Source organism: Pseudoalteromonas sp. S1650 (assembly GCF_005887195.1).
In the GTDB taxonomy this organism is placed as follows: Bacteria; Pseudomonadota; Gammaproteobacteria; order Enterobacterales; family Alteromonadaceae; genus Pseudoalteromonas; species Pseudoalteromonas simplex.
In genome coordinates this window covers 106239-119613 of the sequence record NZ_PNDF01000016.1, presented here as the reverse complement: position 1 = coordinate 119613, position 13375 = coordinate 106239, and the positions used below count along the sequence as shown (strand labels likewise).

Here is a 13375-nt window from a genome sequence, read left to right as displayed (position 1 = left end):
GTTAAACTTAACGTAAAGTTTCAATTTTCGCCACCTTAATTTGCAATAAATTCGATAACTTGGCTTTTTGCTATGGTAAAATAGTAAAAAACTTAATCGATGGTACGTTTATGCATACTTATAAAGCCGCAGAGAATGCGCTAAAAGACAAAGTAATTTTAATAACAGGTGCTGGTGACGGCATTGGTCGTGTTGCCGCACTAACTTATGCTAAGCATGGTGCCACTGTTATTTTACTCGGAAAAACAACCAATAAGCTTGAATGTGTTTACGATGAAATTGTAAACGCTGGCTATCCACAACCGGCTATTGTGCCAATGGATTTAAAAGGTGCCACAAAGCAAAACTACCGTGACTTAGCTGCAACCATCGAAATGCAGTTCGGTAAGTTAGACGGCTTACTTAATAATGCAGGTATTTTAGGTTCATTAGGTCCACTTGAGCACTTCTGTGTATCAACATTTGAAAACATCATGAAAGTGAATGTAACTGCACAAGCTATGATCACTAAATTTATGTTCCCTCTGCTTCGTAAATCTGACAGTGCATCTGTTATTTTTACTTCATCTGGGGTGGGTCGCCAAGGCCGCGAACACTGGGGTGCGTATGCTATCTCAAAGTTTGCTGTAGAGGGCATGATGCAAACGTGGGCTTGTGAAGTGGGTAAAACCAATATTCGCGTAAACTGTATCAATCCTGGCGCTACCCGCACATCAATGCGTGCATCTGCATATCCTGGTGAAGATAGGGATAAGTTAGCAACACCCGAAGATTTAATGCCAACTTATTTATACTTGATGAGCGACGACTCTAAAGAAGTGAATGGTCAGTCTTTAGATGCTCAACAAAAATAAGCCAGAAACAAATATCTAGACACAAAAAAAGCAGCTTTCGCTGCTTTTTTAATTTTTCGATTAAATAAAGCGTTTGATAATAAAATCAACTTTTACACGTTTAGCCTGCCCCAATAGCTTTTTAACCGGCGCAGGATAGTCATTCATCGTTTCTAAGTCTTGTGGGCCTGTTAAACGTCGACAGTGCTTTAATATAGCTTGTTTTTCGTTTTCTATTTGTTCAAGGATATGCTGTTTAGGGTCGTCAATTAAAATACCATTTTCGATATCTAAGCCCCATGCGCGTGGATTTAAATTGTGCCCACTTAATAAGTGTAATCGCTTATCCGAACAAATCCCCTTCAAGTGGAACGAGTTACTCTCGTGCTTCCAAAGGTAAACATTCAAATTGCCATTACTGATGTGGCGTTTTTGTGACTTTAAAAATTTATACAAAATGGTTTCGTATAAATAAGGTAATGCACCAATCTTACTAAACGGCTCACTTGGCGGCAGATAAAAGTCATTGGCAGTTTTATCCCCTACCACAATAGTTACCTGCTTACCTTGCTTTAATAAACGGCGTAATGAACGCATTAATGGTGCAGGAAAGTTAAAGTAAGGGGTATAAAGAACGAGCTCTTGCTCAGTGGTATCGAATAACGATTTAATTAAACGGTTCAGCTTATTACTTCTTCGCCCTAAACCTAAAAATAAACGCACACCCAACTCACCGGCACTGGCTTCTGCAGCGCTTTCGTAACTTGCAGATTTAAGTTCACGCATCAATTGCTTTTGCGCCACTTTAATATCATTAAATTGTATCAGTGGGCGCATATCAATTCGCGGCACGGCAAATGAGCTTAACAGATGTGTTTCTATAAATTCGATGACCGAATTACATAATCCAGCTTGGTGAACTAAGAAGTAACGGTCTAAACGATAACGGTCATCTTGCTGAAGATATACATTATTTAAGCTTGCGCCGCTGTATAATAATGTGTCGTCAATCACAAAACCTTTTAAATGCAGTACCCCGAAAAGCTCTTTGGCTTTTACCGGAACACCATGTACTTTCACATTTGATTGATACTGCTCTTGAAAATCACAATACATGCTGGCATTGCCATCAGACTTAGCTGCACCAATTAAACCACGTTGAGCTCGGTGAAAATCAACGAGTACTTTTACTTCTAACTCAGGATTAGCAAGTGATGCCTGATGTAAGGCAGTCAATATTTCTCGTCCTGCTTCATCATCTTGCAAATACAAAGCAGTAATATAAATTCTTTTTTTCGCTGAACCAATTAAACGCAATAGTTCAGTGCGATACTCTTTTGCATTGGTTAAGACCTGTACGTCTTCTGTAGTCAGCCCAAAAGCGGGCTTTTCCTGCCAAAATACCATAATTGCCTGTTAGTTTAGTTAGCTCATACCATGAGCTAATATCAAAATTAGCTAAAACATACCAAAAAAAAATTGCTTGGTCATGAATTACCGTACTTTGATCACAGAACAATTTGTAATTAGCCTGTTTTATGAACAAAAATAGGTGTTTAAATTGCATTAAGTAAGGATTATTTGACAGCTTCGCAATTTGACTAAAAAAATAATCGGGGCTTTTGTTTACTTCCGCCTTGTTTTTCTTAGAATCGGGCGCATAGACATCGTATTGAAACGTTTTTAGGAAAAACCATGAGTGACGCAAAACACTGTAAACTATTAATCTTAGGTTCTGGCCCTGCGGGCTACACGGCAGCGGTATACGCAGCCCGTGCTAACCTTAACCCTGTTCTTATCACTGGTATTCAGCAAGGTGGTCAATTAACGACAACTACTGAAGTTGAAAACTGGCCTGGCGATGCACACGGTTTAACAGGTCCTGCATTAATGGACCGTATGAAAGAGCATGCTGAACGTTTCGAAACTGAAATCGTTTTTGATCACATTAATAAAGTTGATGTTTCAAAACGCCCTTTCACTTTAACTGGTGACTCTGGCACATATACATGTGATGCATTAATTATTGCAACTGGCGCGTCAGCTAAATACTTAGGTTTAGAATCAGAAACTAACTTCCAAGGTCGTGGTGTTTCTGCTTGCGCAACCTGTGATGGTTTCTTCTACCGTGGTCAAAAAGTAGCGGTTGTAGGCGGTGGTAACACTGCTGTTGAAGAAGCACTTTACTTATCAAATATTGCTGATGAAGTTCACGTTATCCACCGTCGTGACAGCTTCCGCAGTGAGAAGATCTTAGCTGATCGTTTAAAAGAAAAAGCTGAAAACGGTAACGTTGTTTTACATTACAACCGCACATTAGATGAAGTGCTTGGTGATGAAATGGGCGTTACTGGCATCCGTATTAAAGCAACTGATTCTGAAGAAACAGAAAACTTAGATCTTGCCGGTGTATTCATTGCAATTGGCCACAAGCCAAACACTGACATGTTTGAAGGCCAGCTAGAAATGAAAGACGGCTATTTAGTCGTTCAATCTGGTTTAAACGGTAACGCAACACAAACAAGTGTACCAGGTGTATTTGCTGCAGGTGACGTGTCTGATCACATTTATCGCCAAGCAATCACATCAGCAGGTACTGGCTGTATGGCTGCACTTGATGCTGAACGCTTTTTAGATAACCTATAAATTAGTTGATCTAAAGCACTAAATACTGGGGGCTGTTGTAAAACAGCCCCTTTTTTATAGCTAAATTTTTGTTAAAATCAGAGCAAATAACAACGATACGCTGATATGATCAAGCAACTATACCAACTCTCGCCCGAGACTGTTGATTTTCCAGACCCAGAACTCGCCCTTGATGAACCGGATGGCCTGTTGGCAATTGGCGGGGATTTATCAGTTGAGCGCATTAAAAATGCCTACAACACCGGTATTTTTCCTTGGTTTAGTGACTATGAGCCCATTATGTGGTGGTCACCTAGCGTGCGTGGTGTTATTGAGCTAAATGAATTTCATGTCAGTCGCAGCTTAAAAAAGCATTTAAAGCGCTTTCCTGTTCGCGTCACCATAAATCACGCATTTGCCCACGTTATCAATGCCTGTCGAGAGCAACGTATCGATGCAGAGGGTACCTGGATCACTGAACAAATGATGCATGCCTATATTGAAGCGCACCATCAGGGGTTAGCACACAGTCTTGAGATTTGGCATGAAGATGAACTGGTAGCTGGCCTCTATGGCATTATGCAAAACGGTATTTTTTGTGGTGAATCAATGTTCCATCAAGTCAGTAATGGTTCGAAACTGGCGATGTGGGCATTAGTTAATTGGCTTAACAAACATCAAGCCCATTTTATTGATTGCCAACTAGAAAACCCTTATTTAATCACTTTAGGTGCAAAAGTTATCCCACGTAGAGAATTTTTAACTAGACTTAAATTAGCACACAGTTATGTGCCTAAAAAAGATATGTGGCAACCGCAAGAGTTGATTAATATTTATGACTGAGCACTTACCCGCTAGGCTTGGTTTAAGCCAGCAATTTGATTGCAGTTATTTACCCGACCGTCAGGAACAACTACTTGTTATACTTGATCCGAGTTGTTATTGCCCTGATAAATTTGAACAATTATTAGCATTAGGCTTTAGACGCAGTGGCGACCAAATCTATCGTCCACATTGCCCTATTTGTAATGCCTGTAATTCAGTGCGCGTTTTAGCCCAACAATTTACTCCTTCAAAATCGCAAAAGCGCAAATTAAATAAAGCAAATAAGGTTTTCACGGTCAGTTATAGTGAGTACGAACGCGCAGAATACTACCCGTTATATTGCAAATACATCACGCAAAGACATCAAGATGGTTCAATGTTTCCGCCTGACCAAAGTCAGTACGAAAGCTTTTTGTTTTGCCAGTGGCTACCCGTTACATTTATAGAGTTAAGAGATGGCGATAAGTTAGTTGCCGTTGCGGTAACCGACTGTATGACCAATGCCCTATCAGCGATTTATACCTTTTTTGATCCCGACTATGAGCAATACAGTATTGGTAGCATCATGATCATGGAACAAATTAAATTTGCAAAACAACAAGCAAAACAATTTGTCTATTTAGGCTACCAAATCGACGAATGCACTAAAATGAAATATAAAACCCAATTTTTGCCTGCACAAAAGCACATTGGCGACGAGTGGTTGGCGATTTAATTTACAAAATTGAGCCCTGTAGCTTTACTTATTGCAGTATTTTCGGCAAAATCTGCAGCGTTTAACTATTAAAGAGGTGTTACGCTAAACATGGCGAAAGAAGACGTAATCGAAATGCAAGGTACGGTCCTTGATACTTTACCAAATACAATGTTCCGAGTTGAGCTAGAAAATGGTCACGTTGTTGTGGCTCATATCTCTGGTAAAATGCGCAAAAACTACATCCGCATCTTAACTGGTGACAAAGTAACCGTAGAAATGACTCCTTACGATTTATCGAAAGGTCGCATCGTATTCCGTGCTCGCTAAGTTAGTGCGTTAACGAGAGATTTAGCTTTTTGCTGCTTTGAATGAGCAGGTGTGTTTATTACAAAGAGCTAAAAGCGTTTGTTAAATGGTGTTCAAACTAACTTAGTTTTAATTCCATTTAATAAACAAAAAGCCCAGCAATTGCTGGGCTTTTTGTTTCAGCTTGATAAATTAAGCCGTTTCTAAGCTAGTCTCAAAATCAAAGTGGATTTTCTTGTCCTTAATCGAAACCTTGACTGAACCACCATCGGCTAGCTCACCAAACAAGATTGCATTTGCCAGCGGCTTTTTAAGCTCATCTTGGATAACACGTGCCATCGGACGTGCGCCCATTGCTTTATCGTAGCCTTTATCTGCCAACCACTCTCTTGCTTTGGATGTAAGCTCAAGATTAACCGACTTCTTATCAAGTTGCGCTTGTAACTCAACAATGAACTTATCAACCACTTGCAAGATAATCTCTTTCTCAAGGTGATTAAACCAAATGATATTATCTAAACGGTTTCTAAACTCAGGTGAAAACACTTTGTTGATTTCACTCATCGCATCATGAGAATGATCTTGCTCAGTAAAGCCAATTGACTTACGTACAGTCTCTTGAACACCCGCATTCGTCGTCATCACCAATACTACATTTCTGAAATCGGCTTTACGACCGTTATTATCAGTAAGTGTACCGTGATCCATTACTTGCAGTAGAATGTTGTAAATATCTGAATGTGCTTTTTCAATTTCGTCTAGTAGTACAACTGCATGCGGATTTTTAATTACCGCTTCAGTTAATAAACCACCTTGCTCAAAACCTACATAGCCAGGAGGTGCACCAATTAGACGACTGACCGCATGACGTTCAACATATTCAGACATATCAAAACGAATAAACTCAACACCCATACACTTAGCAAGCTGCTTAGTAACTTCTGTTTTACCAACTCCTGTTGGGCCTGCAAATAAGAACGAACCCACTGGTTTATCTTCGTTAGCAAGACCTGAGCGTGATAAGCGAATTGCTGAAGTCAACGCATCGATTGATTGGTCTTGACCAAACACTAGCATCTTCAGGTTACGATCAAGGTTTTTAAGTGTTTCTTTATCGCTTGATGAAACGCTTTGCTGAGGGATACGCGCCATCTTAGATACAATTAGCTCGATATCAGCCACGCCAATTGTTTTCTTACGTTTAGAAACTGGCTGTAAACGTTGATTAGCACCAGCCTCATCAATAACATCAATAGCCTTGTCTGGTAAGTGACGTTCATTAATGTATTTAGCACTAAGTTCTGCTGCTGCTTTCAATGCCTTTTGTGTATAACGAATACCATGATGCTCTTCGTAACGCTCTTTTAAACCGTTAAGTATTTTCGTGGTATCGGCAACACTTGGCTCAAGCACATCAATTTTTTGGAAACGACGCACTAACGCACGGTCTTTTTCAAAGATATTCTTGAACTCGTTATAAGTAGTTGAGCCCATGCAGCGTAGCTTACCGCTTGAAAGTAGCGGTTTAATTAGGTTCGATGCATCCATTACGCCACCCGATGCTGCACCGGCACCAATGATGGTATGAATTTCATCAATAAATAAAATTGAACCTGGTTTAGCTTGTAACTCTTTAAGCAGCGATTTAAAACGTTTTTCAAAATCACCACGGTATTTGGTACCCGCTAATAATGCGCCCATGTCTAGTGAGTAAACAACTGCATCGGCAATCACTTCAGGCACTTCTTTATTTACAATACGATAAGCTAGGCCTTCAGCAATGGCTGTTTTACCCACACCGGCTTCACCAACCAAGAGCGGGTTATTTTTCTTACGACGACATAACACTTGTACAGTGCGTTCAACTTCGTTGTCGCGACCCACTAATGGGTCAATATTGCCATCAATCGCTTGCTGATTCAGGTTAGTCGTAAAGTTTTCAAGCTTAGTCGGCTCTTCACCTTGCACTTCTTGCACTTCTTCATGAATGTCATCGTGATCTTCACCGCCGATATCATCATCTGTTTTAGAAATGCCATGCGAAATGAAGTTAACAATATCTAAACGATTAACATCTGATTTTTTAAGTAAATAAACAGCTTGGCTTTCTTGCTCAGAAAAAATTGCCACTAGCACATTAACGCCAGTTACTTCGTTCTTGCCAGATGATTGCACATGAAATACAGCGCGCTGCAAAACGCGCTGAAAACCTAACGTCGGTTGTGTTTCCCTGTCTTCCTCAAGATCAGGAATAACCGGCGTTGTTTCGTCAATAAAATCTGATAATTCGACTTTTAATGCGCCCATATCTACGCCGCAGGCGTTAAGCGCTTCCCCAGCAGAAGGGTTATCGAGCAGTGCAAGTAAAAGATGCTCGACGGTCATAAATTCATGACGACGTGTTCTCGCTTCGCGAAACGCCGCATTTAAGGTTAGTTCTAAGTCTTTGTTTAGCATTGGCAACCCCTTACTGAGATAATATTTATATACCGTTGTGACGGGCTAATTAGTTCACCCTACCTTGGTATTTATTCCTGCTCACAACTACATAGCAGTGGATGCTCGTTGTCTCGTGCGTAACGATTAACTTGTTCAGCTTTGGTATGAGCTACATCGGCGCTGTAAACACCGCATATCGCTTTACCATTATGATGAACTTGAAGCATCACATCTGTTGCTCTATCGCTATCCATATTAAAAAACGTCATTAGTACTTCTATCACAAAGTCCATAGGCGTGTAATCATCATTATTTAAAATGACCTTATATTTTCGCGGTGGTTGCAATTTTTGCTTTTCACTATCGCGAACCGTTTCAATAACACCAGAATCTTTCATGCCACTCATAATTAAATATAGTCTTGTCTTTAGAACTCAAGCAAACTTGAATAAAAAAATAAATAAATTGTTAAAAAATAGTCTAAAACACTTGACTGACTGGCTAAATAAACTACAGTCAAATATAGATTGATTAATCATTAGTCAGTCTAGCAAATTACACGGTTTAGAATAACTAAATTAGTCAACTTATAGAAGGATGTAGAAGTATGGCTTGTGGAAAAGTCAAATGGTTCAACAATGCCAAAGGTTTTGGCTTCATCGTAGAAGACGGCAGCGAGACTGATATCTTCGCTCATTACTCAACGATTGTAATGGACGGTTATAAAACACTTAAAGCTGGTCAAGATGTAACATTCGAATTGCAACAAGGTCCAAAAGGGTTACACGCAACGAATATTGCGCCTAACGATGAAATCTCTTAGGTAAAACCTATGCGAGTATCAAGCGAGCGACCTTGTTAAGTTCCTCGCTTACTCTTCCACTAAAATTTATCCTTACACTTACCTTGAAATTCCATTTGTTTACCCCAATTGATTAATTGTTATTAGCCCTTTAGAGCCAAGCTTGTTACACTCTTGTTGCTTAAATTTAGCTTTTTCGTCATTTTGACGTAAGGCTTTTGGCTAATTTCATGATTTGCTTATTTGAGCTATAAGAATTTTACAGTCTGTCAGCTGTGGTTATTTTAATACTTTGTATTGAGTGGCAACAGCTAACAGACTGCTTGCTGTTGTTTTATCAAGGCACCTAAAGCTTGGTAATTCAAAGCTATCTATTGCATTGTTGAATATGGCTAATTAAGGGTTACTGTTAGCAGTCATTACCAAACATTACGCCAACTATCTAGGAATGATGATGACATCAAAAATTATCTATACTAAAACAGATGAAGCGCCAGCTCTTGCGACGTATTCATTGTTACCAATCATCCAAGCGTATACAAACGCTGCTGGTGTTGAAGTTGAAACTCGCGATATTTCATTAGCGGGTCGTGTAATTGCAAACTTCCCTGAGTACTTAACTGAAGATCAACGTATTGATGATGCACTTGCAGAATTAGGTGAAATGGCTAAAACACCTGAAGCTAACATTATCAAACTACCTAATATCAGTGCTTCTATCCCTCAGCTACGTGCAGTAATCAAAGAGTTACAAGAAAAAGGTTACGCATTACCTGACTACCCTTCAGAGCCAAAAACTGATGAAGAAAAGAAAGTTAAAGCAACTTACGACAAAATCAAAGGTTCTGCTGTAAACCCTGTACTTCGTGAAGGTAACTCTGACCGTCGTGCTCCTGGTTCAGTAAAAGAATATGCGCGTAACAATCCACACTCAATGGGTGCATGGAGCAAAGATTCAAAGTCTTACGTTGCTAGCATGGAAGACGGTGACTTTTTCGGTTCAGAGCAATCAGTCACTGTTGCACAAGCAACTGACGTACGTATCGAGCATGTTGCTGAAAATGGTGACATCACAGCTCTTAAAGCAAGCACACCATTACTAGCAGGTGAAGTAATTGACGCTTCGCGTATGAGTGCTGCTAAGCTTCAAGCTTTCCTTGCAAAAGAAATTCAAGCAGCAAAAGACAAAGGCGTGTTGTTCTCATTACATATGAAAGCAACGATGATGAAAGTGTCTGACCCAATCATCTTCGGTCACGCTGTAAAAGTTTTCTTCAAAGACGTTTTCACAAAACACGCTGATCTTTTCAAAGAGCTAGATGTTGACGTAAACAACGGCTTTGGTGATGTATTCTCAAAAATTGAAAGCCTAGATGCAGCTAAAAAAGCTGAAATCGAAGCGGATATCCAAGCGGTATACGACAACAACCCTGCTATTGCAATGGTTGATTCTGACCGTGGTATCACGAACCTTCACGTACCAAGTGATGTGATCATCGATGCATCAATGCCTGCTGCAATCCGTTCTAGCGGCCAAATGTGGAATAGCGAAGGTAAATTACAAGACACGAGCTTTGTCATTCCAGATCGTTGTTACTCAGGTGTTTACCAAGCAACTATCGATTTCTGTAAAGAAAACGGTGCATTCGATCCAACTACTATGGGTAGCGTACCTAACGTTGGTCTTATGGCTCAAAAAGCTGAAGAGTATGGTTCACACGACAAAACGTTCGAAGTAGCAGCAGCTGGTACAATCCGTGTTGTAGACACAGCTGGTACAACTTTACTTGAGCATGCTGTTGAGCAAGGCGATATCTGGCGTATGTGTCAGGTTAAAGATGCACCAATTCAAGATTGGGTTAAACTTGCTGTTAACCGCGCTCGCGCAACGGGCACGCCAGCAGTTTTCTGGTTAGACGAAAACCGTGCACACGATGCTGAGTTAATCAAAAAAGTTAACGCGTATCTGCCAAACCACGATACTGATGGTCTTGAAATCCACATTTTAGCACCTGTTGAAGCAACTAAATTCTCTTTAGAGCGTATCAAAGAAGGTAAAGACACTATTTCAGTAACTGGTAACGTACTACGTGACTACCTAACTGACTTATTCCCAATCCTTGAGCTTGGTACAAGTGCTAAAATGCTTTCAATCGTACCACTTATGAATGGTGGTGGTTTATTCGAAACAGGTGCCGGTGGTTCTGCGCCTAAGCACGTTCAACAATTCGAAAAAGAAAACCACTTACGTTGGGATTCATTAGGTGAATTCTTAGCACTAGCAGCTTCTTTAGAGCACTTAGCAGTTAATGCTGGTAATAAGAAAGCGCAAGTACTTGCTGATACGCTTGATAAAGCGACAGGTACTTTCCTAGCGGAAAACAAATCACCTTCACGTAAAGTGAAAGAGATTGATAACCGTGGTTCGCACTTCTTCCTTTCATTATTCTGGGCACAAGAACTTGCTGCACAAAATGATGACGCGGAATTAAAAGCACAGTTCACGCAAATTGCTGCTGATCTTGAGTCTCAAAAAGACCAAATCGTTGCTGAATTAAACGATGCACAAGGTCCTGCTATGAGTGTTGGTGGTTACTTCCAACCAAATGATGAGTTAGCATTCAAAGCGATGCGCCCAAGCTCTACATTTAATGATATATTAGCAAAGTTAGTTTAATCTCAAACTAAGCTTACGAAAAAGGGTTATCAATTTGATAACCCTTTTTTATTGGACTCTGATCGGGAGCCATTTAGTGAGGTTAATTAGAAAAAACATTACATAAATAAGTGCTCTTTTGCTGAAATAATAGCTTGTTCTATGGCTGTATTTTTAACAGGTTTAGAAACAAACAAGTCCATACCAGCTCGCTTACATGCAGCCTTATCATCGGCTGAAGTATTAGCTGTCAAAGCAACTATGTAAGTTTTATGTACCGGGCAAATTAGTTCTTCTCTTAAAATACTAGTTGCTTCAATACCATCCATTTCAGGCATTACACAATCCATAAATATTAGATTGTAGTTATTTTGTTTGCACTTATTTATCGCATCAATACCATCGCATGCATAATCGGCAGTTAAACCTAACTTTTCTAAATGGGCTTTTAGAACAAAACGATTAATTTGATTATCATCAACAACAAGTATCGACAATGGCAAGGTTGAAAAGTCAATATTTGCGGCAGTAATAAGGTCAGACGTCTGAGCTACTCCCCTTTTTAAAGTTAATTGAATATCAAAACAACTTCCTTTGCCGTATTCGCTAGTAACTTTAATAGAGCCGCCCATGTAGTCAATAAGTTCCTTAACTATTGCAAGGCCAAGCCCTGTACCACCTTTTTTACGCTCTTTGTTTACTTCTTGTGTAAAGGGAGAGAATAGTGACTTCATAAAAGATTTTGACATGCCGACACCACTATCACTTACCCGCAGATTTAGAAGCACATCATCACCTTGTTGCTGTGCGACAGCGCGCAATTTAATATCACCTTGCTCAGTAAATTTTAATGCGTTGCTTAACAAGTTAGACACTATTTGGGTGATCCGCGTGTTATCACAGTAAGTCCAGCACTTATCACTGATATCAATATCAACTTCAAAATTTAAGTTCTTTTCTTGGTATAGCGGTAAATATAACGAAGCAAGGTCAACAAAAATTGTCTTTAACAAGAAATGACATGGCTCTAGTTTCAGCTCTCCATGGTTAATTTTCGAAAAATCGAGAACTTCATTAATAATATTAAGCAATATATCGGCGCTACGAAGCGCAACTTTCAACTTCTCTTCACGCTTTTGCTCAGATTTCTCATAAAGCAAAGTCGTCAACATGCCAGTTATACCATTCAACGGAGTACGTAATTCATGACTTATTTTTGCAAGTAAAATACTACGATCCTCTAAGGTGCGTTCTGCGTCTGCCTTTTGCTTTTTAAGTTCTTCTCGCAATAATACCGATTTAGTAATATCTTGAAATGTACCTATTAATCTTACGCACTTTCCGTTTTTGAATTCAGGTTCACCAAAAGTGGATACCCATATAGGTTTACCTTTCGCTGTGATCAATTCAATTTCGATATTCCACTGTTTTCCATCTTCAATAGCTTCTTTCACAGCAAGCTCAATGGCATCCCTACTTGGCCCTTTTTTGTAATATTCTATGGCATTATCAAGTAAGGGAGTAAAATCTTCTGGCACCTCATGGATCGCTTTTGTTTGTTTACTCCAATAAAGGCGATTTGATGCAAGATCTAACTCCCATGAACCAATCTTCGCAACTTTCTCAACTTGAGCAAGCATAGAGTTCTTTTTTATTAATTTTTTTGATGCTGAATTTCGTGCAAACTCATTTCCAAGCCATTGCGCAAAAAGCTCAACATAATCATGGGCATCATCATTAAAAGGCGGTGAAGCTTGCGGTGCAGAAAAGTTAAGAGTACCAAAGACTTTATTACCTACAAAAATAGGTGCGCCAATATAAGATTCAAGTTTGAAATTCAGATAACACGGATGCTCTGCAATAGTACTTTTAGAGGCTTGATGAAAAGATATCGCTTTATTCGCTGTGAGCGTATGGGTGCAATACGTACCCGATAGTTCAAACTGAGTACCAACAGCAATTGCATCATCTGGAGCAATTACGTGTATGACCGTGTAAACATTATTTTCTACACGACTAATTATCGCAAAATCAAGATTAAATACATCTAGACCAAATTTTAGTAACTCAGTTATTTTCTCTGAGAAGTCAGTATTTTGATCAGATACGATGTTGTGAAATTGGCGCAGAAAGTTCAACCTAGCTCCCTAGTTACACGAATTTTATTTTGCTTTAATAAGCATACCAAGAAT

The 13375-nt window shown here is 39.5% G+C and carries 11 protein-coding genes; 7 read left to right on the top strand and 4 right to left on the bottom strand.

What is annotated here, in order from left to right:
* Positions 1 to 110 precede the first annotated feature (110 nt).
* A complete protein-coding gene (locus CWB80_RS04715; protein ID WP_054562005.1) occupies positions 111 to 854 on the top strand; it encodes a YciK family oxidoreductase in 744 nt (247 codons plus the stop codon).
* A gap of 60 nt (positions 855 to 914) precedes the next feature.
* Here the strand turns inward: CWB80_RS04715 and pssA are convergent, their stop codons facing one another.
* Positions 915 to 2240, bottom strand: coding sequence for a CDP-diacylglycerol--serine O-phosphatidyltransferase (gene pssA, locus CWB80_RS04710; protein ID WP_138600537.1), 1326 nt, complete (start codon positions 2238 to 2240; stop codon positions 915 to 917).
* Positions 2241 to 2528: 288 nt separating this feature from the next.
* Here pssA and trxB point away from each other — a divergent pair, with 288 nt between their 5' ends.
* From trxB to infA, 4 genes are all read left to right on the top strand, one after another.
* Positions 2529 to 3479 carry a thioredoxin-disulfide reductase gene (gene trxB, locus CWB80_RS04705; protein WP_054551466.1) on the top strand — a complete coding sequence of 317 codons (951 nt, stop codon included), beginning with the start codon at positions 2529 to 2531 and terminating at the stop codon, positions 3477 to 3479.
* Positions 3480 to 3584: 105 nt separating this feature from the next.
* On the top strand, positions 3585 to 4301 hold the full coding sequence (gene aat / locus CWB80_RS04700) for a leucyl/phenylalanyl-tRNA--protein transferase (RefSeq protein ID WP_138600535.1): 717 nt from the start codon (positions 3585 to 3587) through the stop codon (positions 4299 to 4301).
* Complete coding sequence (locus CWB80_RS04695) at positions 4294 to 4998, top strand: arginyltransferase (protein ID WP_054551468.1); 705 nt, start codon at positions 4294 to 4296, stop codon at positions 4996 to 4998. The genes aat and CWB80_RS04695 overlap by 8 nt, the downstream gene beginning before the upstream one ends.
* 90 nt (positions 4999 to 5088) lie before the next feature.
* On the top strand, positions 5089 to 5307 hold the full coding sequence (infA, locus tag CWB80_RS04690; RefSeq protein ID WP_002962494.1) for a translation initiation factor IF-1: 219 nt from the start codon (positions 5089 to 5091) through the stop codon (positions 5305 to 5307).
* A 171-nt stretch (positions 5308 to 5478) separates the two neighbouring features.
* Here the strand turns inward: infA and clpA are convergent, their stop codons facing one another.
* The gene (clpA, locus tag CWB80_RS04685; protein WP_054551469.1) at positions 5479 to 7743 is read right to left on the bottom strand and encodes an ATP-dependent Clp protease ATP-binding subunit ClpA; all 2265 of its coding nucleotides are present in this window, start codon (positions 7741 to 7743) and stop codon (positions 5479 to 5481) included.
* Between the two features lie 71 nt (positions 7744 to 7814).
* Complete coding sequence (gene clpS, locus CWB80_RS04680) at positions 7815 to 8123, bottom strand: ATP-dependent Clp protease adapter ClpS (protein WP_161804337.1); 309 nt, start codon at positions 8121 to 8123, stop codon at positions 7815 to 7817.
* Between the two features lie 209 nt (positions 8124 to 8332).
* Here clpS and cspD point away from each other — a divergent pair, with 209 nt between their 5' ends.
* Both cspD and CWB80_RS04670 read left to right on the top strand, forming a co-directional pair.
* The gene (gene cspD, locus CWB80_RS04675; protein ID WP_036968098.1) at positions 8333 to 8548 is read left to right on the top strand and encodes a cold shock domain-containing protein CspD; all 216 of its coding nucleotides are present in this window, start codon (positions 8333 to 8335) and stop codon (positions 8546 to 8548) included.
* 433 nt (positions 8549 to 8981) lie between these two features.
* Positions 8982 to 11204, top strand: a complete 2223-nt coding sequence (locus tag CWB80_RS04670) for an NADP-dependent isocitrate dehydrogenase (RefSeq protein WP_138600533.1) — start codon at positions 8982 to 8984, stop codon at positions 11202 to 11204.
* 98 nt (positions 11205 to 11302) lie between these two features.
* Here CWB80_RS04670 and CWB80_RS04665 read toward each other — a convergent pair whose 3' ends face one another.
* Positions 11303 to 13321, bottom strand: coding sequence for an ATP-binding protein (locus CWB80_RS04665; protein WP_138600531.1), 2019 nt, complete (start codon positions 13319 to 13321; stop codon positions 11303 to 11305).
* Between the last annotated feature and the right edge of the window lie 54 nt (positions 13322 to 13375).